Below are 25,569 nucleotides of genomic sequence, written 5' to 3' on the forward strand. Positions count from 1 at the left end.
AAGGGGGGCAGCGCCCCCCTTCACCCTCCCGTCCCGAACCATGTCTCCGCCAGTGCGTCCAAGGTCTGGCGGGGCGGGGCCGGGAGGCTGCGCAGGTACCAGTTCAGGTCGCTGTAGACGTGCAGGAGGGTGTGGGCCATCAGTTCGCGGGGGTCGAACGGGGGGTGGCCGTATGCCTCGTAGAAGAGTTTCAGCAGGGTGGGGTCGGCTCGCGTCAGGAAGAGGCCGACGCTGACGAAGTCGTAGGCGGGGTCGCCGACCATGGCGGGTTCGAAGTCGAAGAGGCCCGTGAGGCGCCAGCCGTCGTGGCAGTCCACGGTGAGGTGCTCGCGCATGTACTCGGTGTGCAGGAGCACGGGGCGGCGCGAGGTGGTGAGCGGGACGGAGCGGAGGAAGTCCGGGATCTGCTCCAGCCAGAGGGCCGGCAGGCCGCCGCTCCGCTGTTGCTCCACCGCCGCCGCACGCTGCGAGGCGATGAACCTGGTCCAGTCCGGCGGCCCGATGAGCGGGACGACCGGCGCGGCGTCCAGGGCGTGCAGCGCGGCCAGGACTTCGGCGGCCTCGACGATGACGCGTTCCTGGTCGGGCCGGGGGATCCGGGGCCAGGCCTCGTTGAGGTCCTCGCCGGGCAGGCGGGACATCAGCACATAGCGCCAGCCGTTCTTGTACTGGTCGGCCGAGTGCAGCTTGGGTGTCGGGATGGGTAGTTTGCCCCACAGGAGGGCCAACAGGCGGGCTTCCCTGACGGCTTCCTCCGCTTCGAAGGCCGGATACAGCTTGAGGACGAGGGCGTCGCCGACGGCGTACACCGGCAGCGAGCCCTCGGGGAAACGCACGATTCGCGCGCCTGCGAGACCGAGCTGACCGCAGAGATCCTGGGCAGCCGGTCGCAGCAGCGCCTCGTCACCGACGACTTCTTCCAACTCGTCGTTCGTGTCCACGCTGGGCAGCATGGACCGCAGCCTAGGGGGTTCGGAGGACGGTCCGCATCGCGGAAATGGTGGCTGTAGGGGGCATGCACCTGGCTAGGGTGCCGCCAAGGGGACGGGGTCGTGCCGTCCCGGAGGCCGAAGGAGCCGTGGGATGGGTGCCGTGGATGCTGTGCTTGCCGCTGGTGACGTGGGGCTTGTCGCCGAGGAAGGAGTTTCGGGCCGCTCGGCGGGCGAGGACGCGGCCGGCGTCGGGGCCGCCGTGCCCGGCTTCGCCGAGCGGGTCAAGGCGGTCACAAGTTCCCCCGTACGGGATATCCTCGCCGTCACCTCGCGTCCCGAAGTCGTCAACTTCGCGGGTGGTTTGCCCGCGCCTGAGCTCTTCGACGCCGAGGGGATAGCGGCGGCCTACCGCGATGTGCTCGCCGAGTCGGCGGGCCGAGCCCTGCAGTACGCGACGACCGAGGGCGAGCCGGCGCTCCGGGCGGCGCTCGCCGCGCGGTACGGGGCGCGCGGGCTGCCGACGGACGCGGACGGGGTGCTCGTCACCACCGGGTCGCAGCAGGCGCTGTCGCTGCTCGCCACCGCGCTCGTCGAACCGGGGGACGTCGTACTGGTCGAGGATCCCTGCTACCTGGCGGCACTTCAGGCGTTCCGGTTCGCGGGGGCGCGGGTGGTGGCCGTGCCGGGCGACGAGCACGGCGTGGACCCGGCGGCGTTGGACGAGTTGGTGGCGCGGACCCGGCCCAAGTTCTTCTACACCGTGCCCACCTTCCAGAACCCGACCGGGCGCACCCTCCCGGCCGAGCGGCGGGCGGCCGTCGCCTCCGTCGCCACCCGGCGCGGGCTGTGGATCGTCGAGGACGACCCGTACGGCGAACTCCGTTTCGAGGGCGACCGGGTGCCGTGGATCGCCTCGTACCCGGGCGCCGAGGACCGTACGGCGCTGCTGGGTTCCTTCTCCAAGGTGATGGCCCCCGGCATGCGGCTGGGCTGGCTGCGCGCGCCCGCCGGGCTCCGCCGCGCCTGCGCGGTCGCCAAGCAGGCGGCCGACCTGCACACCCCGACCGTCAACCAGCTCGCTGCGGCCCGCTATCTGGCCGACCGCGATCTGGACGCCCATGTCGCCCGGGTCTCCGCCGCCTACCGGGAGCGCCGCGACGCCATGCTCGACGGGCTCGCCGAGGCCCTCCCGGAGGGTTCCACCTGGAACCGGCCCCAGGGCGGCATGTTCCTCTGGGCCCGCCTCCCCTCCTCCTACGACACCGCCGCCCTCCTCCCGCACGTGGTCCGGCACGACGTGGCGTACGTGCCCGGCGCGCCGTTCTACGCCGGGGAGCCGGACCGGGCGACCTTGCGGCTGTGCTTTGTGACGCAGGCGCCCGGGGAGATTCGGGAGGGGCTGCGGAGGTTGGGAGAGGGGCTGCGGGCGGCGGCTGGGGGAACGGCGGGCGGCGGCTGAGGAGGTGGCGGGCGCGCTCGGCCCCCGCTTCACCGATGCGGTCTCAGTCCCACCAGAATGACCAGGTCCGCTCGCCGAGCAGGGTGCGGGCGTACGTCTGCCGGGTGCCGTCCGCTGTGCCCTGCCAGATGTTGTCGGGGCAGAAGGCGAAGTGCTCGGCGGCCACCGCTTCGGCCTCCGCCTCGGTGGTGGGCGGGGCGGCGACCGAGAGGACCAGCTGGTCGTAGGTGAGGGCGACGACGCGTATGCCGAAGCGGTCCTCCCAGGAGCGCAGGACCGCGCAGAGCCTCGCCACGTCGTTCTCGTGGTTCATCGGGCCGCCCCAGCCGATCGCCGCCGGGATGTCGGCGCTGCGGCGGGCGGGGACCAGCGCGAGGCGGGGTTCCTTCAGCCGGGAGGGGTCCTTGACGAGGGCATCGGCGGTGTCGGCTGCGAGGGCGTCCGGGTCCGGGGTGGGAGCGGCTTGGCCGGCGTCGGGGGTGGAAGCGGTCGCGGCCGGGGTGGCATCGAGCGCGGGGGCTTCGGTGAGGCCGGGCCAGTCGTCGTCCTCGTCGGTCGCGTACTCGTCCCAGAACTCGGCCAGGACCTCGTCGGCGTCGTGGTCTCCGGGGTAGGACATCTCGCCGGGCATCAGCTCCCACTCCTCCGGCCCACCCTGGCTGCCGCCGACGTCCAGCAGCACCGGGAGCAGACCGGCAGTGCGGCGGGCGGGCTGGACGGCGGTCCAGACGCCGGGCGTGGCCGGCTCGTCCGCACACCACAGCAGCGGCTCGTGCCACGGGCCCTCGTCCGTCGCATCGATCAGCCTCCCTCGCGGAAGCGGGAGTTCAAGCCCGAGCGCACGCCCGCTCGGGTCGGCCGCCAGCTCGGGCAGCGGGTTGGGAAGTGTCGCCATGCCGGTGACTGTAAGGGCCGGCACTGACAGTGGCCCGCGCCGAGGGGCGGCTTTCCACCGGCAGCGGTCCTCCGCGCGGGGAGGCTTCGCCGTGACCGCCGTGACCGCCGTGACCGCCGTGACCGCCGCGTGCGGGGGTGGCAGGCGCGTGCGGGGTGGCAGGCGGCCAGGTCGACCGGCGCGGCGCGACGCGCGTGAGTGGCGGGGCGTTCCGTGCGCGGTGGACGAGGGAGACCGTGCCGGGCCGCTGAACGGCGGTTTCGGTGCCGTGGTGCCGGGGCGGACGGATCAGTCCCACCAGAACGCCCACAGGTGCTGGCCCAGCAGTTCCTTCTCGGCGTAGGCGCGCAGGCCGTCGTCGTAGGTCTGGCGGAGGGTGTCGGGGCAGAAGGCGAAGTGTTCGGCGGCGACCGCTTCGGCCTCGGACCGGGTGGTGGGCGGGGCGGCGACGGAGAGGACGAGCTGGTCGCGGGTGAGGGCGATGACGCGTATGCCGAAGCGGTCCTCCCAGGAGCGCAGGATCGCACAGAGGCGGGCCACGTCGTTCTCGTAGTTGACCGGTCCGGTCCAGCCGATCGCCGCCGGGATGTCCGCGCTGCGGCCCGCCGGGACCAGCGCCATGCGCGGCCGCTTCAGCCATGAGCCGTCGTGCAGGAGGGAGTCGGCGATCTCGGCGGCACGGGCGTCCGGGTCGGCGTCGAGCGGAGCGGCGGCGGCGAGGCCGGGCCAGGCGTGGCCGAAGGGACCGAGTAGGTCGGGCTCGGGGTCGAAGGGGTCGGGATCGTCCCCGTCCCCACGTTCTTCCTTGTCGTCGTCCTCGTCGAGGTCTTCCCGCGCGTTGTCCTCCCAGAAGGCGGCCAGGGTGCCCTCGGCGTCGTGGTCCCCGGGGTGGGAGGCCATGTGCGGCGCCAGGTACCACTGCTCCGGGCCGCCCTCGTGGGCGCTGCCGTCGGTGGCCACGATCAGCGGGCGGAGGCCGGCCGTGTGGCGGGCCGCGGCGAGCCGGGGCCAGTCGCCGGGGCGGGCGGGCGCGTCCGCGCGCCACAGGAGCGGATCGTGACGCGAGCCGGCGTCCGTCGCGTACAGCAGCCCGCCGGGCGGGAGTTCGAGTCCGAAGGTGTGGCCGGTCGGGTCGGCCGTCAGCCTGGACAGCGGGTTGGGAAGTGTCGACATGCCGGTGACTGTAGGGGGAGGCGCCGACAGCGACCCCCGGTGTACGGACCCGGAGTGCCCCCGTGCCGCTCCGCAGTGCCCCAAAGGGCAATGCCCGAAGAGACGATTTCTGTCAACTCCGAATAAAAATAGCTTGGTTGTGCGCACCTTGAGTCACTTGAGCCAAGTGAGTCATGAGAGCCATGTGAGTCATGGGTGCCGTATGTGACGATCCCTCACCACTTCGGAAGGCCCCTTCATCATGCGCACACTCGCCACCGCCGCCCGTACCGGTGCTCTCGCCGCGGGCGTCGGCGCCCTGCTGTTCACCGGAATCGCCGCCGGGGGCACCGCTGTGGCCGCCCCGCAGGCCCAGCCGGCCAAGCTCACGGTCAAGGAATACCGTTCCTGGCTGATGAACAACGACGACCTCGCGGCCTCCATGAAGGTCCTCAAGGCCTTCGACAAGCTGCCCAAGGCGAAGCAGCAGAAGTTCGTCGGCTATCTGCAGAACCGGGCCGTCACCAAGGCCTTCGAGCTCAGCTTCTCCGGGAGCGTGACGAGGGGGAACTCCAAGGAGGTCAAGTACAACAACGACGTCCGCTTCTCCGGAGTCGTCAAGGGCTCCAACAAGGTCGTCGCGGGTGCCCGGAACATCTCCCTGAACTTCACGGCCACCGAGCGCATCTACGGCATCCCGGTCGTCACCCAGAAGGTCGACCTCAGCTACAAGATCAAGAACGGCGTCAAGGGGACCAAGGTCAAGCGCTCGGTCGTCAACATGAACCGCGCGTTCGTCATCAAGCCGGTGAAGAGCTCCGTCTCCGGCAACCGCACGGTCACCGCCACCGTCACCTGGAACCTGGCCCCGCAGTACAAGTCCGTCGGCAAGGGCTCCCTCGTGAAGAAGCAGGGCATCACCAGCTACTCCGGCCAGAAGTTCGGCGCCCGCCTCTCCAACGGCTAGCCGGAGGCCTGACCGAGAGCTGATCCGCCGGTCTGTTGGTGCGCCACGGGGGGCGCCCCAACAGACCGGCTCAGGCTGCTCGGACCGAGCCGCCGAGCCGCCGGGCCTGCGGCGTCGGAGCAGGGCGGCTCAGAGCTTGTCGGGCGTCCTGATGCCCAGCAGTGCCATGCCCTGGTGCAGGGTGCGGGCCGTCACGTCGACCAGGAACAGACGGTTCGCCATCTGCTCCGGGGTCTCGGCCTTCAGGACCGGGCACTGGTCGTAGAACGTCGTCAGCAACGTCGCCAGCTTGAAGAGGTACGCGGCCAGCTTGTGCGGCTCGTACGACTCCGCCACCTCGGCCAAGGTCTCGCCGAACTGGTCCAGATGCAGCCCCAACGCCCGCTCCGCCGGAGCAAGTTCGAGCTCCGGGTGGGCGGCCGGGCTGGCTTCGCCCGCCTTGCGGAGGATCGACTGGATACGGGCGTACGCGTACTGGAGGTACACGGACGTGTCGCCGTTCAGCGAGACCATCTGGTCCAGGTCGAACTTGTAGTCCCGTACGGCGGAGGTCGACAGGTCGGCGTACTTCACCGCGCCGATGCCGACGTACCGGCCGTTCTCGACGATTTCCTCCTCGGCCAGGTCCATCTTCCCGGCCTTCTCCCGGACGACGGTCGTGGCGCGGTCGATCGCCTCGTCGAGCAGGTCGACCAGGCGGACCGTCTCGCCCTCACGGGTCTTGAACGGCTTGCCGTCCTTGCCGAGCACCGTGCCGAAGGCGAGCTGGAACGCCTTGACGTCGTCGTGGTTCAGCCAGCCCGCCCTGCGCGCGGTCTCGAAGACCATCTTGAAGTGCAGGGACTGGCGGGCGTCGACGACGTACAGGAGTGAGTTCGCCTTGAGGTTGAAGACACGGTCCCTGATCGCGGAGAGGTCCGTCGCCGCGTAGCCGTAGCCGCCGTCCGACTTCTTGACGATCAGGGGGACCGGATTGCCGTCCGGGCCCTTGATGTCGTCGAAGAAGACGCAGAGGGCGCCCTCCGAGCGGACCGCGACTCCCGACTCCTCCAGGAGGCGGCATGTCTCGTCCAGCATGTCGTTGTAGCCCGACTCGCCGACGATGTCCGCGTCCCGGATCTCCATGTCCAGCTTCTCGAAGACGGAGAAGAAGTAGATCTTCGACTCGTCGACGAACCTCTGCCACGTGGCGAGCGTGTGCGGGTCGCCGGCCTGGAGGTCGACCACCCGGCGGCGGGCCCGCGTCTTGAACTCCTCGTCGGAGTCGAACAGCTTCCGGGCGGCCTTGTAGAGGCGGTCGAGGTTCGACATCGCCTCCTCGCCGCTCACCTGGGTGTCCTTGTGGTCCAGCTTGTGCGGGTGCTCGTCCAGATACTGGATCAGCATGCCGAACTGGGTGCCCCAGTCGCCGATGTGGTGCCTGCGCACCACGTTCTCGCCGGTGAACTCCAGGATCTGGACGACCGCGTCGCCGATCACGGCGGAGCGGAGGTGGCCGACGTGCATCTCCTTCGCCACGTTCGGCTGGGCGTAGTCGATGACCGTCGTGCCCGGGTGTTCCGCGAACGGCACGCCGAGCCGGCCCTCCGCGTCCGCGTACCGGGCCGCGAGGTTCTCGGTGATCGCGCGGTCGGTGAGCGTGATGTTCAGGAAGCCGGGGCCGGAGACCTCGATCTCCTTGATCATCTCGCCGGATTCCACCTGGGCGACGACCCGCGTCGCCAGCTCCCGGGGGTTGGCCTTCGCCTTCTTCGCGAGGGCCAGGATCCCGTTCGCCTGGTAGTCCGCCCGGTCGCTGCGTCGCAGCAGCGGGTCGACTCCGTCGGCTTCCGGGAGGGCGGAAGCGAGGGCGTCGACGAGGCGCGCGTTGACGGAGGCGGTGAGGGACGTGACCGGGGCCATCAGGGGGAGCCGTTCTCCTCGGGGTACGGGTGGATGTCGTTCAGTATCCCACGGGGGGTAAAGGGGTTTTCTTACGGCGAGGGGTGGGGCGGCGCCTCATGGGGTGGGGGTTCGGTGTGTGGGCGAGTGCGGCCCGGTGGGGCTTCTCGCGCAGTTCCCCGCGCCCCTTGAAAACCCCGGGCGCGACCCATGCCGCCAAGGGGCGCGGGGCTGTGTTGGATCTGCGGCTACCGCCGCGTGGGCGCGACCAGCCCCCGCCCACCCGCACCTCGCCCGACAACCCCCGCCACCCGATAACCCCGAGGCGGTTCGACCCACGGAGTGAAAGGCTGGGAGAATGGGGCCGTCGCCCGGGGACCGTACCGGCGGCCATGGAACCTTCAGAAAAAAGAGGACGTGCCGATCGTGGCTCAGAGCACCGAGACCACCGACTGGGTCTCCCGTTTCGCGGATGAGGTCATCGAGGAGTCGGAGCGTCGTGCCCCGGGCAAACCAGTGGTCGTCGCGTCCGGGCTGTCCCCCTCCGGCCCGATCCACCTCGGCAACCTCCGCGAGGTCATGACCCCGCACCTCGTCGCCGACGAGATCCGCCGCCGCGGGCACCAGGTCCGGCACCTCATCTCCTGGGACGACTACGACCGCTACCGCAAGGTCCCGGCCGGCGTCGACGGCGTCGACGGATCCTGGGCCGAGCACATCGGCAAGCCGCTCACCTCCGTGCCCGCCCCCAAGGGCTCCGCCCACCCCAACTGGGCCGAGCACTTCAAGGCGGCGATGATCGACGCGCTCGCCGAGATGGGCGTCGAGTTCGACGGGATCAGCCAGACCGCGCAGTACACCTCCGGCGTGTACCGCGAGCAGATCCTGCACGCGATGAAGCACCGCGGTGACATCGACGCGATCCTCGATCAGTACCGGACCAAGAAGGCCCCGGCCAAGAAGCAGCAGAAGCCGTTGGACGAGGCGGAGATCGAGGCGGCCGAGGGCTCCGGCGCCGCCGCCGAGGACGACGGCAGCAGCGGTTCCGCCGGGTACTTCCCGTACAAGCCCTACTGCGGGCAGTGCGAGAAGGACCTCACCACCGTCACCGCCTACGACGACGACACCACCGAGCTGACCTACACCTGCACGGCCTGCGGCTTCTCCGAGACCGTCGCGCTGAACGAGTTCAACCGCGGCAAGCTCGTCTGGAAGGTCGACTGGCCGATGCGGTGGGCGTACGAGGGCGTCGTTTTCGAGCCCTCCGGTGTCGACCACTCGTCGCCCGGCTCGTCCTTCCAGGTCGGCGGGCAGATCGTCGGGATCTTCGGCGGGAAGCAGCCGATCGGGCCGATGTACGCCTTCGTCGGTATCTCCGGCATGGCGAAGATGTCGTCGTCGAAGGGCGGCGTGCCGACGCCCGCCGACGCGCTGAAGATCATGGAGCCGCAGATCCTGCGCTGGCTCTACGCCCGCCGTCGGCCGAACCAGTCGTTCAAGATCGCCTTCGACCAGGAGATCCAGCGGCTCTACGACGAGTGGGACAAGCTCGACGCGAAGGTCGCGGAGGGAGCTGCCCTTCCGGGCGACGTGGCCGCCCACTCGCGTGCCGTTCGGACCGCCGCCGGTGAGCTGCCGCGCACGCCCCGCCCGCTGCCGTACCGGACCCTCGCGTCCGTCGCCGACATCACCGCGGGCGCCGAGGGCCAGACGCTGCGCATCCTCAGCGAACTCGACCCGACCGACCCGCTGTCCGGCCTCGACGAGGTACGGCCGCGGCTCGACAGGGCCGAGGCCTGGATCAACACGCAGGTGCCCGCCGACCAGCGGACCATCGTGCGCGACGAGGCCGACGCCGAGCTGCTGAAGTCCCTCGACGAGCAGTCCCAGCAGTCGCTGCGGCTGCTGCTCGACGGGCTCGCCGAGCACTGGTCCCTCGACGGACTCACGCATCTCGTCTACGGCGTGCCCAAGGTCCAGGCCGGGTTCTCGGCGGACGCCACCCCCAAGGAGCTGCCGGCGGAGATCAAGACCGCCCAGCGGTCGTTCTTCGCGCTGCTCTACCACCTGCTCGTGGGGCGTGACACGGGTCCGCGACTGCCCACGCTGCTGCTGGCGGTGGGGCAGGAGCGGGTGCGGGTCCTGCTCGGGGAGTAAGGCCGCGTCCTACGAGGAGGGGGCGCCCGGTGATCACCGGGCGCCCCCTCCTCGTACGTGCGTCGCTTACGCGATGTGGTCCTCTTCCAGCTCCGCCGTGTGGCGGTTGGTGAAGCGGTTGACCATGCGCTTCGACTCCTCCGCGGGGAGGGTGACGCGGAACTCGGCCTCGACGTTGTCGATGAACTCGCGCGGCGTCGGATAGCTGCCGTTTATCGACTTCTTGAAGACCTGGTAGTACGACTCCTCGTCAGGGGCGGCGGGTTCGGGGATGCCGCCGCCTTCGCCCAGCTCGCGGGTGCGTCCGGGGCCGGCCGGGATGGGGAAGCTGCCGGTCTCCTCCGGAGAGGGTTCGCGGTCCTGGGGCTCGGGGGCCTCGAACTGTCGTTGCTGGTAGCGGGGGTCCCGCGGGTCCGGCTCGAACTGCTGGTACTCCTCCGGGGCCTGCTCCTCGTACCACTCCTCGTACTGCTCCTCGGGCTCGTACGAGGGGTTGTAGCCGCCCTGGTAGGGGACCTCCTGGGGGTGGCGGGCGTGGAGCCAGGGGCTTTCGTCCGGGGCGGGGGCCTCAGCCTGTGGGGCCTGCTCCTGGTACTCGGTGTATTCCGGCTGCTGCTGGGCGGGTGTGCTCTCCAGCTGGGGGCGCTGCTCGCCGGGAGGTGCCGCTCGCTGTGGGATGGGCGCCGCCCCAGCGGCACGACTGCCCGCAGCCAGGTCAGCGGTGGGGAGGGCGGCGCCGGCCGCGTCAGCCACCTGTGTCAGTTCCGGCATCGGCGCCGGAGGGAGCAACGCCGGTTCGATTCCCGCCGCTGCCAGGCCCGCCGGGGCCGTGTCCGCCAGGGGGACCCCGTAGCGGGCGAGGCGGAGGGGCATCAGGGATTCGACCGGGGCCTTGCGGCGCCAGGCGCGGCCGAAGCGGGAGCGCAGGCGGGCCTGGTAGACGAGACGTTCCTGCTCCAGCTTGATGACCTGTTCGTAGGAGCGGAGCTCCCAGAGCTTCATACGGCGCCAGAGGAGGAACGTGGGGAGGGGGGAGAGGATCCAGCGGGTGAGGCGGACACCCTCCATGTGCTTGTCGGCGGTGATGTCGGCGATGCGGCCGACCGCGTGCCGGGCCGCCTCGACCGCGACGACGAACAGGATCGGGATCACCGAGTGCATGCCGACGCCCAGCGGGTCCGGCCAGGCCGCCGCGCCGTTGAACGCGATCGTCGCCGCCGTCAGCAGCCACGCCGTCTGACGCAGCAGCGGGAAGGGGATCCTGATCCAGGTGAGGAGCAGGTCCAGGGCCAGCAGGACGCAGATGCCCGCGTCGATGCCGATCGGGAAGACGTACGAGAAGTTCCCGAAGCCCTTCTGGAGGGCCAGCTCCCGCACGGCCGCGTACGAACCCGCGAAGCCGATGCCGGCGATGATGACGGCGCCGAACACGACCACGCCGATGAGAACGCGGTGCATTCGAGTCAGCTGCATTGGCGCGGCCACCCGTACTCCCCTCCCCTTACATGCTCTTGCGCGCAACAGGGTGGCACATGTGTACGGCGAACGGGTTGCCGGTAGGCACCGAGCCCGGCCCTCTGAGGGACCGGGCTCGGGTAAAACACCAGGTGGGAGTATGAATTACCGACCCACCATTACGAGTTGGGCACTACCGCCGGGGCCGTCGGGATGGCCGGGTACTACCGCGAAGTCTTCTTGCGGCCGGAGGTGGAGGAGTCGGAGTCCGAGTCGGAACTCACATCCGCACCCGAACCGCCCGACGACGACGCCTTCGTCGCGCCGCTCGACGGCGTCTTGGAGGCGCTCTTCGACGGGGACGCCGACGCGTCCGTGTCGTTCGCCTCCTCGACCGCCTCCACGGCCTCCTTGGCGGCGGACGTCGCGGTCTTCAGCAGCGCGGCCGCGTCCGGCGTCTTCTCGCCGGCCAGGCCCGCGCCGTTGTAGTCGAGCGTGATGACCACGTTCTCCGTGCGCACCACGATCGTCTGCTGCTTGAAGGTGTCCCCGTCCTTCTTCAGGTCGTACCGGACCGCCGTCGCCTGGTCGCCCGTGCCCGTCACCGGCTCCGTCTTGACGCTCTTCGCCCCGTCCACCGCCTTCGCCGCGGTCACCTTGGTCTCGTACGCCTTGGCCGCGCGGTCCTCGCCGGGGCCGTTCGCCGCGTTCGACTCCAGCAGATGCAGCGACACGCTCAACCAGCGGTACTGGGAGCCGTCCACACCGTTGTTGTCGAGGCTGATCCAACGGCAGTCCCCGGTCACGTTCTCCTCGGCGGCGTTGATCGACTTGCCGGACTTCACGCCCTCCGGCACCACCGACTTCAGCGTCTTCTCCGAGAAGACCTCGCAGGCGTCGGGCAGTGACGCGTACGCCGCCTCGACCACCTCCGGTGTGGCACTCTCCGTCGCCGTCTCGTTCAGCCCCGCCGGCGTCTCGTCACCGGAGGCACTGTCGGAGCCGGAGTCCGACGAACAGCCGACCGCCAGCAGCATCGCCGGGACGACGGCGGCACCCACGAGAACACGGCTCGGGCGCCTGGTCCGTATGGTCCGCGCGACGCGCGGCTCACGCTGATCTGACTCTGCGGCTCGTTGCATGGTTCCTTCACTCATGACGTTCATCACGCTCGTGGTTCCTGCAGTCTGCTTGCGGGGTTCCTGCGTGCTTCCTGTGGCGTTCCCGCGATCGGATCGGGTCCGAGGGGCCACGGTACGCGGTGATGAAGAAGTGCGGTCCTGATTCAGGGGGTTCGCGCGGATGCCCGAACCACCCCCGGTCACCGCTCAGTCGTCGAACGAGTCGGCCAGCCGCTGCGCCAGATTCAAGGCCCTGTCCTGCATTTCCTCACTGTCCGGCACCACCGTCGTGGTCGCCGGCTGCTCCTCGTACTCCACCGTCACGATCACATTCGACGTGCGGAACACCACAGTCACCGTCCGCTGCTTGCTCGTCCCGAGCGCGTCGTCGAGGAACGCCTCGTCCCCGAGATCGTCGAGCGTGCGCGGCAGGAGCGAGGCCGGGGTCCCGGACGCGCTCGCCGTGGGCGAGGGGCCGGAGGAACCGGACGAGCCGGAGGAACCGGAGGAACCAGACGAGTTGGAGGGTGTAGCCGAGTCCGAAGCGGATCCCGAGGGACTGGCGGAGGGGTCGGCCGTGGCGTCCCCCGTCTCCTCAGCCTGCTCGCTCTCCTCGGACGTGGTCGCGCTCGGCGACGGCTCCGGAAGGTCCGCCGCCTCCACCTTGTCCCCGTACACCTCCTGCGCCTTGCTGTCGTCGCTGACCTCGTTCTTGTACGACGCGATCCGCTCGAAGTCGACGAAGAGATAGTCGGTGGCGTCCGTGGACTCCACCTTCCAACGGCAGCCGGCCTTGCGGTCCGTGTCGTACGTCTGGGTCGCCTCGCCCTCGTACGCCTGCTCGCGCTGGGTCGCGTCGGTGAGCTGCTTGACGCCGGGGAGGAGGGAGTCGAGGGTGCCGTGGTCGATGGAGCCGCAGGGTTCGGGGAGTGTGTCGTAGCGGCCGGGCTGGGCGGCGGTGGCCGTGGCGGTGGCCTCGCCCGGGCGGGCGTCGTCGTCGTTCGAGCTGGTGTCGTCCGACCCCGTGCACGCGGTCAGCAGTGCCGCGAGGAGCACGGCGACGCCGGGTACGTACGCCTTCCGCTGCACGGTGGGGCTCCTCTCGACGGGGTCCCTCGGGACGCCTGCGCTGTCCTGCCTGTGGTTATTCACTTGCCGCCCGGGGGTGACCCCCGGGCACCATGTGTATCGCACGCACAGCCGTGGACGCCGGTCCGATATCCCTTTCGTTGACCTTGGCGCTGGTTTTGCGTTCTGAGACTTTGATCTTCTTTTCGGGGGAATGAGGGCGATATGTCATACGTCGAGATGCCGGGCGCGAAGGTACCCATCCGCATGTGGACCGACCCCGCGTCGGTCGAGGAGGGCGCCCTGCAGCAGCTCCGCAATGTCGCGGCCCTCCCGTGGATCAAGGGCCTCGCCGTCATGCCGGACGTCCACTACGGCAAGGGCGCGACGGTCGGTTCCGTCATCGCGATGCGGGGGGCTGTCTGTCCTGCGGCGGTGGGCGTGGACATCGGCTGCGGGATGTCGGCGGTGAAGACGTCCCTGACGGCCAACGACCTTCCCGGGGACCTGTCCCGGCTGCGGTCGAAGATCGAGCAGGCGATTCCGGTGGGGCGGGGGATGCATGACGATCCCGTCGATCCGGAGCGGCTGCACGGGTTCGCCGCCGGGCGGTGGGACGGGTTCTGGGGGCGGTTCGACGGGGTCGCGGATTCGGTCAAGTTCCGTCACGACCGGGCGGAAAAGCAGATGGGAACGCTGGGTGGGGGAAACCATTTCATCGAAATCTGCACGGATTCGACCGGTTCTATCTGGCTCATGCTGCACTCCGGCTCCCGGAACATCGGCAAGGAGCTGGCGGAGCACCACATCGGCATCGCCCAGAAGCTTCCGCACAACCAGGGCCTGGTCGACCGCGACCTCGCCGTCTTCGTCGCGGACACCCCGCAGATGGCGGCGTACCGCAACGACCTGTTCTGGGCGCAGGAGTACGCGAAGTACAACCGCACGATCATGATGGCGCTCCTCAAGGACGTCGTCCGCAAGGAGTTCAAGAAGGCGAAGCCGACCTTCGAGCCCGAGATCAGCGCGCACCACAACTATGTGGCCGAGGAGCGCTACGACGGCATGGACCTCTTGGTGACCCGTAAGGGCGCGATCCGCGCAGGCTCCGGCGAGTACGGGATCATCCCGGGCTCGATGGGCACCGGTTCGTACATCGTGAAGGGCCTCGGGAACGAGAAGGCCTTCAACTCGGCGTCGCACGGAGCCGGTCGGCGTATGAGCCGCACCGCGGCGAAGCGCCGCTTCTCGACGAAGGACCTGGAGGAGCAGACGCGGGGCGTGGAGTGCCGCAAGGACTCCGGCGTCGTGGACGAGATCCCGGGTGCCTACAAGCCGATCGAGCAGGTCATCGACCAGCAGCGGGACCTGGTGCAGGTGGTGGCGAAGCTGAAGCAGGTCGTCTGTGTGAAGGGTTGACACGCGAAGCCCCCGGTGGAGACCGGGGGCGGGCGGTGGGGGGGGGCTCGGGGCTCGGGCGTCCCGATCGCCGAGAACCCCTGCCCGGAGCACCGTGCGAAGCTGCCGGCATGGTCATCGCCCGCTCCGCCGCCCTGTCCGTACTCGCCGCGCTGTTCGAGATCGGCGGTGCCTGGCTGGTGTGGCAGGGGGTGCGGGAGCACCGGGGGTGGGTGTGGATCGGGGCGGGGGCGTCGCGCTGGGGGCGTACGGGTTTGTGGCGACGTTCCAGCCGGACGCGCACTTCGGGCGGATCCTCGCCGCGTACGGCGGGATCTTCGTGGCCGGATCGATCGGCTGGGGGATGGTCGCGGACGGCTACCGGCCCGACCGCTGGGACGTGACGGGCGCGCTGATCTGCCTCGCGGGCATGGCGGTGATCATGTACGCGCCGCGGGGGAACCAGGAACCGGAAGAGGGCTCAGGAGGGCTCGTCGGGCAGCAGGCCCAGTTGCCCCAGGAACTCCATCTCGTCGAAGTAGAGCCGGTATTCGACGATGCGGCCGTCCTTGACGGTGGCGAAGTCCACGCCGCGGATCTTGATGTCCTTCTGGGTCGCGGGGAGGGTCTCCCCGGAGGGCAGCTGGATGGGCCCGGTGTTCTTTCCGCTGAAGAAGCCTTCGTCGATGGCCGTGTCGCCGACCTCGTACGCGTGCACCGATTCGAACTTCCCGTCCGGGATCGCCTCGGTCATCTGGCGCCAGTACTCGACGATGTCGTCGCGGCCGTGGAGCTCGCCGCCGTCGGGCGTGATGGCGACCGCGTCCTCGGCGTACAGGGCGCCGAGGGCCTTCAGGTCGGGGTGCGTGGTCACCGCGTCCGTGAGCCGGTCCATGACCTCACGTGCCTGTCCCATCGAGCCACCTCCTGATCAGGGGATCACTCGTCTCAGTGTCTCACCGCCCGCCTATCCTGGCCGGGCGAGAGATTGTCCGATGTTCGACCCGTCCGTATGTTCAGGAGCAGCTCATGGCCACCGCCGCACCGTCCGCCGCCTCCCGCATCGCCGTCGTGACCGGTGCGAGCAGCGGGATCGGCGCCGCCACGGCCCGGCAGCTCGCCGCGGCGGGGTACCGGGTCGTGCTGACCGCCCGCCGCAAGGACCGTATCGAGGCGCTGGCCGAGGAGATCAACAACGGCGGCGGGCAGGCCGCGGCGTACGCCCTGGACGTCACGGACCGCGCGGCGGTCGACGAGTTCGCGTCCGCGTTCCGGACGATCGGTGTGCTGGTCAACAACGCGGGCGGCGCGCTCGGCGCCGACCCCGTGGCCACCGGCGACCCGGCCGACTGGCGCACGATGTACGAGACGAACGTCATCGGCACCCTCCACGTCACCCAGGCCCTGCTGCCCGCCCTGACCGCGAGCGGCGACGGCACGGTGGTCGTGGTGTCGTCGACGGCCGGGCACGGGACGTACGAGGGCGGCGCGGGCTATGTCGCCGCCAAGCACGGCGCGCACGTCCTCGCCGAGACGCTGCGGCTGGAGATCGTCGGGACGCCGGTCCGGGTCATCGAGATCGCGCCCGGCATGGTGAAGACGGACGAGTTCGCGCTGACCCGGTTCGGCGGCGACGCGGACAGGGCGGCGAGCGTCTACGAGGGCGTCGCGGAGCCCCTGACCGCCGACGACGTCGCCGACACGATCACCTGGGCGGTCACCCGGCCCTCCCATGTCAACGTCGACCTGCTCGTCCTGCGCCCCCGCGCCCAGGCCTCCAACACCAAAGTCCACCGGGAGCTGTGATGTCACCTGAGGACGGCGACCTCACGCCGGAGAAGCGCCGCCTCGCCGAGGAGAAGAAGAACGAGCGGTACATGTGGTGGTACCTCGGATACTTCCTCTTCGGTATCCACATCGTGGCGTTCGTGATGATCTACGCGGTCACGCACGCGAAGTAGGCGATGGCGGGACCGAAACCGCCTCCGCGTACGCCGTCGGCGGCACCCCCACCGTCGCCGTGAAGTCGCGGACGAGGTGGGCCTGGTCGGCGTAGCCGAGGTCGGCGGCGAGGGCGGCCCAGTCGGTCGCGTGGTCGGTCGCGGCGCGTTCCAGGGCCTCATGGATGCGATAGCGGAGGATGACCCACTTGGGGCCGACGCCGACGTACGCGGAGAACAGGCGCTGCAGGAGTCGTACGGACATGCCCTCGGCGCGGGCGAAGTCGGTGACGCGGCGGATCGTGCGGTCGGTGCGGATGCGGTCGACGAGGGCCATGGCGAGGTCCGCCTGTGGGTCGGGGCGCGGGGCGAGCCCGGTCAGGAACGCGTCGAGGGCGGCGACGCGGGCGTCCTCGTCGTCGGGGGCGAGGACCGCGGCCGGGTCGGTGTCCGGGAACACCTCGGGCAGGCGTACGCGGCGGCCGGTCCAGGCGGTCGCGGGGGTGTCCGGGGCGAAGGGGCGGAAGCCACCAGGGCGGAACTGGATGCCGCAGACCCGGCCCCTGCCCTCCAGTTTCCGGGTGAAGAGGCCGAGGCCGATGCCGGAGATCTCGGCGAAGGGTTCCTGTCCCGCGTACCGCTGGAAGACGATGTTCACCGACGGGTGCGGGACGACCTGTGAGACATACGGCTCGGGCAGGTCCCAGTCGATCAGCCAGTAGTGCTCCAGATACGGGCGGAGCGGCTCGGCGGGCTCGCGGCGGCGGAAGCGGACGCGGGCGAAGAGTTCCGGAGCGTCCACGATCCCTCGGGTGTCGCGGCGTGGGGCGGCCATGGGGAGATCGTAGGGACCACCACCGACACTGCCCCAGGAATAGTGGGAAGGGGACCCTCGTTCATGGGTATAGTTGAATCGTAAACAACCTGAGAGGGTGGCAACGATGATGCAGTTCGGGATCTTCAGCGTCGGTGATGTGACGCCGGACCCCACCACGGGCCGGACGCCGAGCGAGCGCGAGCGCATCAAGGCGATGGTCGAGATCGCGTTGAAGGCGGAGGAGGTCGGGCTCGACGTCTTCGCCACCGGTGAGCACCACAACCCGCCGTTCGTGCCGTCGTCGCCGACCACGATGCTCGGTTACGTCGCCGCGCGGACCGAGAAGCTCGTCCTCTCCACCGCCACCACCCTCATCACCACCAACGACCCGGTGAAGATCGCCGAGGACTTCGCGATGCTCCAGCATCTGGCCGACGGGCGGGTGGACCTGATGATGGGGCGCGGGAACACCGGGCCCGTCTATCCGTGGTTCGGGCAGGACATCCGGCAGGGCATCAACCTCGCCATCGAGAACTACGCGCTGCTGCACCGCCTGTGGCGCGAGCACGTCGTCGACTGGGAGGGCAAGTTCCGCACACCGCTGCAGGGCTTCACCTCCACGCCCCGTCCGCTGGACGACATACCGCCGTTCGTCTGGCACGGGTCGATCCGCTCGCCCGAGATCGCCGAGCAGGCCGCGTACTACGGTGACGGCTTCTTCCACAACAACATCTTCTGGCCGGCCGACCACACCAAGCGGATGGTCGAGTTGTACCGGCAGCGGTACGCGCACTACGGGCACGGCACGCCCGAGCAGGCGATCGTGGGGCTCGGCGGGCATGTGTTCATGCGGAAGAACTCGCAGGACGCGGTGCGGGAGTTCCGGCCGTACTTCGACGTCGCGCCGGTCTACGGCAACGGGCCGTCTCTCGAGGACTTCGCCGACCAGACGCCGCTGACCGTCGGTTCGCCGCAGCAGGTGATCGAGAAGACGCTGGCGTTCCGGGAGTACGCCGGTGACTACCAGCGGCAGCTGTTCCTCGTCGACCACGCGGGGCTGCCGCTGAAGACCGTGCTCGAGCAGATCGACATGCTCGGCGAGGAGGTCGTGCCGGTGCTGCGGGAGGAGTTCGCGAAGGGGCGGCCGGCGGATGTGCCGGACGCGCCCACACACGGGTCGCTGCTGGCCGCGGCGGAGAAGGAGAGCGTGGCATGAGGCTGGTCGTCGTCTCGGCGGGGCTGAGTGTGCCGTCGTCCACGCGGTTGTTGGGGGACCGGCTGGCCGCGTCGGTGGTCGGGCAGGCCGCGTCGGTGGAGGTGCAGGTCGTCGAACTGCGTGACCTGGCGGTGGAGATCGCGCACAACTTCACCAACGGGTTTCCCGGTCGGAAGCTCGCCGCCGCGCTCGACGCGGTGGCGGGGGCCGATGGGTTGGTCGTGGTGACGCCGGTGTTCTCCGCCTCGTACAGCGGGTTGTTCAAGTCGTTCTTCGACGTGCTCGACCGCGATGCGCTGGCGGGGAAGCCGGTGTTGATCGCCGCTACCGGGGGGTCGGCTCGGCATTCGCTGGTGTTGGAGCATGCGATGCGGCCGCTGTTCGCGTATCTGCGGGCTGTCGTGGTGCCTACGGGCGTGTATGCCGCGTCCGAGGACTGGGGCGCGGAGGGGTTGGCCGGGCGGATCGAGCGGGCGGCGGGGGAGTTGGCCGGGTTGATGGGCGGGCTCTCTCGGAGGGTGGTCGCGCCGGTTGAGCCCGAGGGGCTGGCTGTCGTTCCCTTCGAGGAGCAGTTGGCGGCGCTGAAGGGCTGATTGAGGAACAGTCGGTTGGCGGCGTTGAAGGCTGATCGAGTAGAAGTTGGCGGCGTTGAAGGGCCGAGAAGCGTCGTTGGGGGTTTCGGGGGGGTCGTCAGGCCGCGGGCTGTTTGCGGTTGCTCGTGCCCGCGCGGCGGAGCCGCATATGTGACAGTCCCGCGCCCCTGAAGGATCGTGCGGCCCTCGTCCACGTGCGCACCCTCTTGCGCAGCCAGGCCTTTGCCCGCGTCGACTCTCGTTCCCACGTGCGCTGGAGCCTCGTCGCGCGCAGGTCGGCGAACAAGTGCTCGTACTTGGTGACGATCGGGGCCGGGTCGTAGCGGTGGGCGCTCTCGAGGGCGGCTCGGCCCATGGCGCGGCGTAGGTCGGGGTCGGCGGTGAGGTCGAGGATGGCGTCGGCCAGGGCGTGGGGATCGTCGACGGGGACGAGGCGTCCGTCGGTGCCGTCGGTGATGATCTCCGCGGGGCCGAGGGGACAGTCGGTGCTGATGACGGGGACGCCGCAGCGCATGGCCTCGACGAGGGTCATGCCGAAGGACTCGGCCTCGGAGGCGCTGACGACGATCGAGGCACGCGCGAACTCGTCCTCGATGGGGGTGTGCGGGCCCATCAGATGGGCCCGCTCGGTGAGGCGGAGGTCCTCGATGAGGGCTTCCAGACGGTCCTTCTGTTTGCCGCCGCCGTAGATGCGCAGCTGCCAGTCCGGTTCCTTCGCCGCGACCTTCGCGAACGCCTCCAGGAGGAGGTCGAAGCGTTTGCCGCGGGCGAGGCGGCCGGCGGCCGCGATGACGGGGGCCGTGCCGTCCGACGGGGTGACTCCGGCCGCCGGGACGATGTTGGGCACCGGCAGGACCCGGACGCCCGGCAGTTTCATCCGCGCGTGGTACACCGCCGCGTCCGCCGCCGTGGTCGTGACGACCGCGTCCAGGGTGCGGTAGTGGCGGGCGAGGACCTTGCGGAGCTGCTTGGTGTGGGCGTCGTGCCGCAGATGCTCCTGGCCGATGCGCAGGGCGCGGCGGGGGGCGAAGCGGGAGACGTAGACGTTGATGCCGGGGCGGGTGCCGATGACGACGTCCGCGCCGCAGCGGGCCAGATAGGCGCGGACCCGAAGGTCGGTGAGACGGCTGTACTGGCGGTGGCGCTTGTCCTCGGCCGGGAAGTCCGTGGCGGGCCGCGCCTGGGCCGGATCACGCAGGTCGGGACTGTACGCGCGGATGTCCACCAGGGGGACGAGTGCGACCCTCGGGTCGACGGTGAAGCGGGGTTCGTCGAGGTGGCGGGAGATCGAGGCGATCTCCACGTCGTGGTGGTCCGCCAGCGCCGACGCCAGGTTCAGTGTCGTACGGACGGTGCCGCCGATGGCGTACGCGTTGTGCAGCAGGAACACGATCTTCATGCGGCGGCTCAATGCACTACCTTCCCGACGGGCTGAGCGATGCAGCGATGCAGTTGTGAGGCGTTGCGGCTGTGAGGCGTTGCCGTTGTGTGGTGTTGGAGGTGTCTGGCGTTGCGGCTGTGCGGTGTTGGAGTTGTGCGGTGATGCGTGTGGTGATCCGGATTTGGGCCTGGTTCAGACCCTTTGTACTCCATCTGCTCGCTCTGCCCGGGTTCCCGTGCGGACGGGTGTCACACGGACACGCTGCTCCGGAGGAGTAAGCCGTACGACCGGTCGGGGTGAGAGGCCGGTAAGAAGGGCGGCCCGGTGCTCCTGACGTGGTGGTGGGCGTCCGTGACCTTGGCAGACTGGTGAGGTGCCCCAGAACGTGCTGCTAGCCGAGGACGACCGCGCCATCCGCCATGCCCTGGAACGCGCGCTGACCCTGGAGGGGTACGAGGTCACGGCGGTCGCCGACGGCGTCGAGGCGCTCGCCCAGGCCCACCGCAACCGGCCCGACGTGCTCGTCCTCGATGTGATGATGCCCGGCATAGACGGCCTCCAGGTCTGCCGGGTGCTCCGCGCGGAGGGCGACCGGACGCCGATCCTGATGCTCACCGCGCTCGTGGAGACCGCCGACCGGATCGCCGGCCTCGACGCCGGCGCGGACGACTACGTCGTCAAACCGTTCGACGTTGAGGAGGTGTTCGCGCGGCTGCGCGCGCTGCTGCGGCGGACGGGCAACGCGGACTCGTACATGAGGCCGCCCCAGTCGTCGGAGGTGTCCGCGCCCGCCTCCGCTGCGGCCTCGTCGCCGGACGGCGGCGGGCTGCTCACGGCCGCCGGGCTGCGGATGGACGTACAGGCGCGGCGGGCGTGGCGCGGGGCGCGGGAACTGGAGCTGACGCGGACCGAGTTCGACCTGCTCGAACTGCTCGTCCGCAACGCCGGCATCGTCCTCGACCACGCCACCATCTACGACCGCATCTGGGGCTACGACTTCGGCCCCGGCTCCAAGAACCTCGCCGTCTACGTCGGTTATCTGCGCCGCAAGCTCGACGAGCCCGGGGCGCCGGCGCTGATCCACACCGTGCGGGGTGTGGGGTACGCGCTGCGGGAAGACTGAGGGCGGCGCTCGGTGCCGCCCCGTCTCGTCCGGATACTGTCCCGCCTGCTCTCCCGGCTGCGCCCGGTCCCCTCGCTGCGGGCGACGTTCACTGTGTCGTTCGTGGCGGTGGCGTGTGTCGTCACCGTCCTCGTCGGGATCCTCAGCTACAGCGCGGCTGCGCGGCTGGTGCGGGTCGACGAGCAGACCGTGTTCGCCGAGGTCGTGCGTGACCTGAGTGAACTGGTCGAGCAGGACCCGCTGACCCCGGAGGACTTCGCGCCCAGCGACAGCGGCGGCCCGCGCGACGACCTGATCCGCTCCGGCCGCACGGACGTCCAGGTCCTCGGCCCGGACGGGGAGATCCTCGACGAGGGCGCCCCCGGTCTGCCCGTCCGCGACGCGGACCGCCGTACGGCCGATGCCGCCCTGGCCGGTGTGCTGGTCGAGCACGGCGAGGTCGAGGTCGGCGACGACCGGTACCGGGTCGTGACGGTCGCGCTCGGCGGCGGCCGGGGGGCCGTCCAGGTCGCGCAGGAGTTCAGCGACACGGAGGATCTGCTGCGGGAGTTGCAGCAGCGGACCCTGCTGTTCGTGTCGGGCGTCGTCCTCTCGGCCGGGTTGTTCGGGTGGTGGCTGGCCCGGCGGCAGACGCGGCGGCTGGTGCAGTTGGCGGGGGCGGCGGAGGACGTGGCCCGGACCGGGCAGCTGGGTATCCAGGTGCCGGTCGCGGGCCGGGACGAGGTGGGCCGGCTCGGACGCTCCTTCGACCGCATGCTGGTCCGGCTTGCCCAGTCCGAGGAGGACCAGCGACGGCTGGTCCAGGACGCCGGGCACGAGCTCCGGACCCCCCTCACCTCGCTCCGCACGAACATCTCCCTCCTCCGCCGCATCGACGAGCTGCCGCCCCGTATGCGCGAGGAACTCGTCGACGACCTCTCCCAAGAGGCCCTAGAACTGACCGACCTGGTCAACGAGTTGGTCGACCTCGCGGCCGGGCAGTCGAGCACCGAGCCTGTGCGTCGGGTGCAGTTGGCCGACCTCGCGGAGGACGTGGCGGGGACCGCCCGCCGGCGTACCGGGCGCGAGGTCGTCGTACGCGTGGCCGGCGACACGACCGTCGAGGGGCGGCCCGGGGCCCTCCAGCGAGCGATCTCCAATCTGGTGGAGAACGCGGCGAAGTTCGACCGCGGGGGATCGGGCGCGATCGAGGTCGTGGTCGCCCGGGGGGCGACGGGGGCCCGGGGAGAGCTGGGCGAACCGGGGGAGCCGGGCGGCGACCTCGGCGAACCGGCGGAGGGGTCGGACGTCGTCCGGGTCGAGGTGCTGGACCGGGGGCCCGGAGTTCCCGACTGCGACCTGGAGCGGATCTTCGACCGCTTCTACCGGGCCCCTGACGCCCGCAGCCTGCCCGGGTCCGGGCTGGGGCTGTCGATCGTACGAGCGGTGGCGGCCGCCCACGGCGGGGCGCCGTTCGCGTTCCGGCGGGAGGGCGGGGGGTTGGTCACCGGGTTCACGGTGCGGGAGGGCTGAGGGGCAGGAGTCCAGGCCGCCACCGCCCAGGACTCCATGAGCGTCAGGACTCGGTGAGTGTCAGGACTGCGTGAGCGTCAGTCCGCCGTAGCGTCGCATGACCCAGGCGTGGCGGCGACGCCGCTCGCTCTGGAGGTGGGCGACGTACTCGCCCTCGTTCTCCCGCCGGGGATCTTCCGTCACGCGGCGGTGCGGGAGGCCCCCGCGCTCCAGCGGCCGAGTAGCGGCTCGGTCAGGGTGCGGGCGGTCCAGCAGAGAGTCTGGCCGTGGCGTTCGAACAGGTCGTCGCGGTCGTCGAAGTGGCCGAGGTCGGCGACGACCTGGGCGGAGAGGTCGCAGGCGGTGCCGTGCGGGGCGCCGCAGGTGTCCCACTGGACGCCGGTGCGGGCGACCGCGTCGAAGAGGGTCTCGCCGCCCTTGTTGGCGAAGCCGCCGCCGGGGGTGGGGGCGCTGTCGGTGCCGGCGGGGGCGTTGAAGAGTTCGCCGATCGGTACCCATGCGCCGCTGATCCGGAACTCCGGCCAGGCCAGCAGGACCTGCTCCGGCACGAACGGCTTCAGCCGCGGGAACCGGGGATACCAGAAGGTGCCGTCGACGAGCAGTCCGCGCACCCGCGTCCGTACGCGGACGGCCCGGGCGACCGCCTCCAGCGCGGCCATCCGCTGACTGCACGAGCCGCGCCCGAGCCGCAGGGTCCGCGACACGGGCCGGCGGTCCTCGACCGAGTACACCGGTCGTACGTCCCGCGCGATGATCCGGTGCGCGCTCCGCAGCGCGTCATGGGGCGTCGCCTCGCTCAGCACCCGGCGCGCGACCGCCCCGACCAGCGGGTCGTCGTGGTCCAGGATCGCCGTGGCCCGGGTGGATCCGGCCACGTCCTGGGGGCTCTGGGCCCGTGTCCCGGCCCGTCTGGTCCGCGCGTCGTACGACATGAGCAACCGACTGGTCATGACAGTTCCGTCCCCGTACCCGTGTTCGTTCCCGCTCCCCGTGGGAGCCCGCCCGTCCCCTACGGGCGCTCGCGGCCCATCATTACACGGGGTGGAGGCGGGGCCATGGGCCACGCAGGGTGAGGGCCGGGCCTCGGGCGACGCGCTTTCGTAGTACTTCCCCCGACCCCATTGCGGCGGCGCGAACACGCCGACTACGGTCGTTCCTGCGCTCACGGAGAGTGCTCAACTGATTACACATACGCATCTCGCCTGCATGTCGCCTCGCAGTTCGTCCGCAGTCCGTCCGCAGTCGTCCGCAACCCACCCCTGCGTACCGCCAGTTGAAAGCGCACCCCGGGCCGTCGACACCCGAGGAGGAGCCACCGACGCGGTAGGGACCCGAGCAATCCCTTCTCGTCGTAATGGAGTTGATCATCCATGACCGAAACTGCCCATGACGTCCCCGCCTCAACCCCCTGGCTCTCGCCCACGGCGACGACGTACACCCTCTTCTGCCCGCCCCTCGACACCTCCCCGCACATCGCCCGCGACTTCGTCGCCATTGTCCTGCGCGCGCTCGGCCTCGACACGCTCGTCGAAGCGGCCGCCCTGTGCACATCCGAACTGGTCACGAACGCCTGTGTGCACGCCAAAGGTGGAGGATCGGTTCTCTGGCTGGCGGTGGAGGCCTGGCGGGTCAGAGTGATCGTCTACGACGGTGACGAGAACCCGCCGGTCATAAGGGAGTTGACCCCGGACGGATGGGAGGAGGGCGGCCGCGGGCTCTATTTGGTCGACGCCCTCACCGAGGGCCGCTGGGGGACCGCCGCCGCCCTCCCGAACGGCGGGGGCCTCGTCCACCCCGACGGCAAGGCGGTGTGGTTCGACCTGGCGGCGCCGAGCGGATCGATGTCGAATTGACGGTGTGGGACTTCGGGTGAGTGTCACTCCGCGATGGGTGCGGCGCGCGACTTCGGGTGAGCGTCACTGCCTGATGCGTACGGCGTGGTGCCAGGCGGTGTCCCGGGTCTGGCAGGCGGCGAGGACCTCGGCCGGGTTCTCGGTGATGTCCACGCCGAGAGCGGCGTCCTCGTCGTCGAACACGAGCCGGGCGAGGATCTTCGAGTCGAAGAGCCAGAAGTCGTGGTCCGGTAGGCCCAGTTGCTCCGCCGCGGCGCGGGTGAGGGTGCGGATGTCCTCCCCGTCGGCGATGTGCGCGGGCGCCATGGCCCGGAGGAACTCCTGCCCCGGCGTGGGCGGTTCGTCGACGATGCGCACCCGCTCGACCCGCTTGCCCTGAGCCGTCTGCGCGCGGACGTTCACCCGCCAAGCGTTCGGCCGCCCCCGCGCGATGTCCTCACCCGCCAGGAACCGCGGCCACTTCGCGCTGTTCCGGTCGGCGGCGTAGCCCCGGCGGGTCTCCAGCCGCCACGCCGTATGCCTGAAGTCCTCGAAGAGGTGTGTGATCGAGGCGAAGGGTTGCAGTTCGGAGGGGCCGCCGCCGCCGTCGGCGCCGGCGCCGGTCGTTCCGATGAACCTGAGCGTCACGTCGTCCTCCGGCTGCGCGGGG

General features: G+C 70.4%; 24 protein-coding genes and 1 pseudogene. 12 read left to right on the top strand and 13 right to left on the bottom strand.

Going from position 1 to position 25,569, the window contains the following annotated elements:
* Positions 1-20 precede the first annotated feature (20 nt).
* Positions 21-953 (bottom strand): aminoglycoside phosphotransferase family protein, encoded by a 933-nt coding sequence (locus JIX55_RS30010; protein WP_257566371.1) that lies wholly within the window; start codon positions 951-953, stop codon positions 21-23.
* A 130-nt stretch (positions 954-1,083) separates the two neighbouring features.
* Here JIX55_RS30010 and JIX55_RS30015 point away from each other — a divergent pair, with 130 nt between their 5' ends.
* Positions 1,084-2,391 carry an aminotransferase-like domain-containing protein gene (locus tag JIX55_RS30015; protein WP_257566372.1) on the top strand — a complete coding sequence of 436 codons (1,308 nt, stop codon included), beginning with the start codon at positions 1,084-1,086 and terminating at the stop codon, positions 2,389-2,391.
* A 43-nt stretch (positions 2,392-2,434) separates the two neighbouring features.
* Here the strand turns inward: JIX55_RS30015 and JIX55_RS30020 are convergent, their stop codons facing one another.
* Positions 2,435-3,286 (bottom strand): DUF4253 domain-containing protein, encoded by an 852-nt coding sequence (locus tag JIX55_RS30020; protein ID WP_257566373.1) that lies wholly within the window; start codon positions 3,284-3,286, stop codon positions 2,435-2,437.
* A gap of 288 nt (positions 3,287-3,574) precedes the next feature.
* Positions 3,575-4,459, bottom strand: a complete 885-nt coding sequence (locus JIX55_RS30025; protein WP_257566374.1) for a DUF4253 domain-containing protein — start codon at positions 4,457-4,459, stop codon at positions 3,575-3,577.
* 241 nt (positions 4,460-4,700) lie between these two features.
* On the opposite strand from JIX55_RS30025, the gene JIX55_RS30030 reads away from it, so the two are divergent.
* Positions 4,701-5,405 carry a hypothetical protein gene (locus JIX55_RS30030; RefSeq protein ID WP_257566375.1) on the top strand — a complete coding sequence of 235 codons (705 nt, stop codon included), beginning with the start codon at positions 4,701-4,703 and terminating at the stop codon, positions 5,403-5,405.
* A gap of 129 nt (positions 5,406-5,534) precedes the next feature.
* Here JIX55_RS30030 and argS read toward each other — a convergent pair whose 3' ends face one another.
* Entirely contained in the window at positions 5,535-7,307 is a 1,773-nt protein-coding gene (gene argS / locus JIX55_RS30035) for an arginine--tRNA ligase (protein ID WP_257566376.1), read from the bottom strand.
* Positions 7,308-7,703: 396 nt separating this feature from the next.
* On the opposite strand from argS, the gene lysS reads away from it, so the two are divergent.
* Entirely contained in the window at positions 7,704-9,443 is a 1,740-nt protein-coding gene (gene lysS, locus JIX55_RS30040; protein ID WP_257566377.1) for a lysine--tRNA ligase, read from the top strand.
* Between the two features lie 66 nt (positions 9,444-9,509).
* On the opposite strand, the gene JIX55_RS30045 is transcribed toward lysS, so the two are convergent.
* The 3 genes from JIX55_RS30045 to JIX55_RS30055 form a co-directional block, all read right to left on the bottom strand.
* On the bottom strand, positions 9,510-10,901 hold the full coding sequence (locus JIX55_RS30045) for a DUF2637 domain-containing protein (RefSeq protein WP_257566378.1): 1,392 nt from the start codon (positions 10,899-10,901) through the stop codon (positions 9,510-9,512).
* Positions 10,902-11,122: 221 nt separating this feature from the next.
* Positions 11,123-12,055 carry a hypothetical protein gene (locus tag JIX55_RS30050; RefSeq protein ID WP_257566379.1) on the bottom strand — a complete coding sequence of 311 codons (933 nt, stop codon included), beginning with the start codon at positions 12,053-12,055 and terminating at the stop codon, positions 11,123-11,125.
* 171 nt (positions 12,056-12,226) lie between these two features.
* Positions 12,227-13,108 carry a DUF3558 domain-containing protein gene (locus JIX55_RS30055; protein ID WP_257566380.1) on the bottom strand — a complete coding sequence of 294 codons (882 nt, stop codon included), beginning with the start codon at positions 13,106-13,108 and terminating at the stop codon, positions 12,227-12,229.
* Between the two features lie 204 nt (positions 13,109-13,312).
* On the opposite strand from JIX55_RS30055, the gene JIX55_RS30060 reads away from it, so the two are divergent.
* Positions 13,313-14,506 carry an RtcB family protein gene (locus tag JIX55_RS30060; protein ID WP_257566381.1) on the top strand — a complete coding sequence of 398 codons (1,194 nt, stop codon included), beginning with the start codon at positions 13,313-13,315 and terminating at the stop codon, positions 14,504-14,506.
* Positions 14,507-14,616: 110 nt separating this feature from the next.
* Positions 14,617-14,945, top strand: a pseudogene (locus JIX55_RS30065) (YnfA family protein); the annotation flags it as partial.
* 21 nt (positions 14,946-14,966) lie between these two features.
* Here the strand turns inward: JIX55_RS30065 and JIX55_RS30070 are convergent.
* The gene (locus JIX55_RS30070) at positions 14,967-15,401 is read right to left on the bottom strand and encodes an ester cyclase (protein ID WP_257566382.1); all 435 of its coding nucleotides are present in this window, start codon (positions 15,399-15,401) and stop codon (positions 14,967-14,969) included.
* Positions 15,402-15,514: 113 nt separating this feature from the next.
* On the opposite strand from JIX55_RS30070, the gene JIX55_RS30075 reads away from it, so the two are divergent.
* Together JIX55_RS30075 and JIX55_RS30080 are read left to right on the top strand one after the other, a co-directional pair.
* Positions 15,515-16,291, top strand: coding sequence for an SDR family NAD(P)-dependent oxidoreductase (locus JIX55_RS30075; RefSeq protein ID WP_257566383.1), 777 nt, complete (start codon positions 15,515-15,517; stop codon positions 16,289-16,291).
* A complete protein-coding gene (locus tag JIX55_RS30080) occupies positions 16,291-16,446 on the top strand; it encodes a hypothetical protein (RefSeq protein ID WP_257566384.1) in 156 nt (51 codons plus the stop codon). Before JIX55_RS30075 ends, JIX55_RS30080 begins: the two co-directional genes overlap by 1 nt.
* Here JIX55_RS30080 and JIX55_RS30085 read toward each other — a convergent pair.
* A complete protein-coding gene (locus JIX55_RS30085; protein ID WP_257566385.1) occupies positions 16,430-17,260 on the bottom strand; it encodes a helix-turn-helix domain-containing protein in 831 nt (276 codons plus the stop codon). The two genes, JIX55_RS30080 and JIX55_RS30085, sit on opposite strands and share 17 nt — an antisense overlap.
* Before the next feature lie 109 nt (positions 17,261-17,369).
* Here JIX55_RS30085 and JIX55_RS30090 point away from each other — a divergent pair, with 109 nt between their 5' ends.
* Together JIX55_RS30090 and JIX55_RS30095 are read left to right on the top strand one after the other, a co-directional pair.
* Positions 17,370-18,458 (top strand): LLM class flavin-dependent oxidoreductase, encoded by a 1,089-nt coding sequence (locus JIX55_RS30090; protein ID WP_257569522.1) that lies wholly within the window; start codon positions 17,370-17,372, stop codon positions 18,456-18,458.
* A complete protein-coding gene (locus JIX55_RS30095; protein ID WP_257566386.1) occupies positions 18,455-19,051 on the top strand; it encodes an FMN reductase in 597 nt (198 codons plus the stop codon). Before JIX55_RS30090 ends, JIX55_RS30095 begins: the two co-directional genes overlap by 4 nt.
* Positions 19,052-19,148: 97 nt before the next feature.
* On the opposite strand, the gene JIX55_RS30100 is transcribed toward JIX55_RS30095, so the two are convergent.
* Positions 19,149-20,450: a glycosyltransferase family 4 protein gene (locus tag JIX55_RS30100; RefSeq protein ID WP_257566387.1), complete on the bottom strand. Its 1,302-nt coding sequence runs from the start codon at positions 20,448-20,450 to the stop codon at positions 19,149-19,151.
* Positions 20,451-20,805: 355 nt separating this feature from the next.
* Here JIX55_RS30100 and JIX55_RS30105 point away from each other — a divergent pair, with 355 nt between their 5' ends.
* Complete coding sequence (locus JIX55_RS30105; protein ID WP_257566388.1) at positions 20,806-21,555, top strand: response regulator transcription factor; 750 nt, start codon at positions 20,806-20,808, stop codon at positions 21,553-21,555.
* A gap of 12 nt (positions 21,556-21,567) precedes the next feature.
* A complete protein-coding gene (locus tag JIX55_RS30110; protein WP_257566389.1) occupies positions 21,568-23,067 on the top strand; it encodes a HAMP domain-containing sensor histidine kinase in 1,500 nt (499 codons plus the stop codon).
* A 60-nt stretch (positions 23,068-23,127) separates the two neighbouring features.
* Here the strand turns inward: JIX55_RS30110 and JIX55_RS30115 are convergent, their stop codons facing one another.
* Together JIX55_RS30115 and JIX55_RS30120 are read right to left on the bottom strand one after the other, a co-directional pair.
* Positions 23,128-23,250 (bottom strand): hypothetical protein, encoded by a 123-nt coding sequence (locus JIX55_RS30115; protein WP_257566390.1) that lies wholly within the window; start codon positions 23,248-23,250, stop codon positions 23,128-23,130.
* Entirely contained in the window at positions 23,247-24,017 is a 771-nt protein-coding gene (locus tag JIX55_RS30120) for a transglutaminase domain-containing protein (RefSeq protein WP_257566391.1), read from the bottom strand. Before JIX55_RS30120 ends, JIX55_RS30115 begins: the two co-directional genes overlap by 4 nt.
* Before the next feature lie 420 nt (positions 24,018-24,437).
* Between JIX55_RS30120 and JIX55_RS30125 the strand changes: the two genes are divergently transcribed.
* Entirely contained in the window at positions 24,438-24,920 is a 483-nt protein-coding gene (locus JIX55_RS30125) for an ATP-binding protein (RefSeq protein WP_257566392.1), read from the top strand.
* A gap of 63 nt (positions 24,921-24,983) precedes the next feature.
* Here the strand turns inward: JIX55_RS30125 and JIX55_RS30130 are convergent, their stop codons facing one another.
* Positions 24,984-25,547 (bottom strand): DUF6879 family protein, encoded by a 564-nt coding sequence (locus JIX55_RS30130; protein ID WP_306820044.1) that lies wholly within the window; start codon positions 25,545-25,547, stop codon positions 24,984-24,986.
* Positions 25,548-25,569 lie beyond the last annotated feature (22 nt).

The sequence above is a fragment of the Streptomyces sp. DSM 40750 genome (genome assembly GCF_024612035.1).
Lineage (GTDB): Bacteria > Actinomycetota > Actinomycetes > Streptomycetales > Streptomycetaceae > Streptomyces.

What these genes read in the sequence shown, in the direction of transcription:
- JIX55_RS30060 (WP_257566381.1), top strand. Translation starts at nt 13,313, where the DNA reads ATGTCATACGTCGAGATGCCGGGCGCGAAGGTACCCATCCGCATGTGG.
- JIX55_RS30045 (WP_257566378.1), bottom strand. Translation starts at nt 10,901, where the DNA reads ATGCACCGCGTTCTCATCGGCGTGGTCGTGTTCGGCGCCGTCATCATC.
- JIX55_RS30015 (WP_257566372.1), top strand. Translation starts at nt 1,084, where the DNA reads ATGGGTGCCGTGGATGCTGTGCTTGCCGCTGGTGACGTGGGGCTTGTC.
- argS (WP_257566376.1), bottom strand. Translation starts at nt 7,307, where the DNA reads ATGGCCCCGGTCACGTCCCTCACCGCCTCCGTCAACGCGCGCCTCGTC.
- JIX55_RS30090 (WP_257569522.1), top strand. Translation starts at nt 17,370, where the DNA reads ATGCAGTTCGGGATCTTCAGCGTCGGTGATGTGACGCCGGACCCCACC.
- JIX55_RS30125 (WP_257566392.1), top strand. Translation starts at nt 24,438, where the DNA reads ATGACCGAAACTGCCCATGACGTCCCCGCCTCAACCCCCTGGCTCTCG.
- JIX55_RS30050 (WP_257566379.1), bottom strand. Translation starts at nt 12,055, where the DNA reads ATGAGTGAAGGAACCATGCAACGAGCCGCAGAGTCAGATCAGCGTGAG.
- JIX55_RS30075 (WP_257566383.1), top strand. Translation starts at nt 15,515, where the DNA reads ATGGCCACCGCCGCACCGTCCGCCGCCTCCCGCATCGCCGTCGTGACC.
- JIX55_RS30085 (WP_257566385.1), bottom strand. Translation starts at nt 17,260, where the DNA reads ATGGCCGCCCCACGCCGCGACACCCGAGGGATCGTGGACGCTCCGGAA.
- JIX55_RS30095 (WP_257566386.1), top strand. Translation starts at nt 18,455, where the DNA reads ATGAGGCTGGTCGTCGTCTCGGCGGGGCTGAGTGTGCCGTCGTCCACG.
- JIX55_RS30025 (WP_257566374.1), bottom strand. Translation starts at nt 4,459, where the DNA reads ATGTCGACACTTCCCAACCCGCTGTCCAGGCTGACGGCCGACCCGACC.
- JIX55_RS30100 (WP_257566387.1), bottom strand. Translation starts at nt 20,450, where the DNA reads ATGAAGATCGTGTTCCTGCTGCACAACGCGTACGCCATCGGCGGCACC.
- JIX55_RS30080 (WP_257566384.1), top strand. Translation starts at nt 16,291, where the DNA reads ATGTCACCTGAGGACGGCGACCTCACGCCGGAGAAGCGCCGCCTCGCC.
- JIX55_RS30070 (WP_257566382.1), bottom strand. Translation starts at nt 15,401, where the DNA reads ATGGGACAGGCACGTGAGGTCATGGACCGGCTCACGGACGCGGTGACC.
- JIX55_RS30120 (WP_257566391.1), bottom strand. Translation starts at nt 24,017, where the DNA reads ATGACCAGTCGGTTGCTCATGTCGTACGACGCGCGGACCAGACGGGCC.
- JIX55_RS30020 (WP_257566373.1), bottom strand. Translation starts at nt 3,286, where the DNA reads ATGGCGACACTTCCCAACCCGCTGCCCGAGCTGGCGGCCGACCCGAGC.
- JIX55_RS30010 (WP_257566371.1), bottom strand. Translation starts at nt 953, where the DNA reads ATGCTGCCCAGCGTGGACACGAACGACGAGTTGGAAGAAGTCGTCGGT.
- JIX55_RS30030 (WP_257566375.1), top strand. Translation starts at nt 4,701, where the DNA reads ATGCGCACACTCGCCACCGCCGCCCGTACCGGTGCTCTCGCCGCGGGC.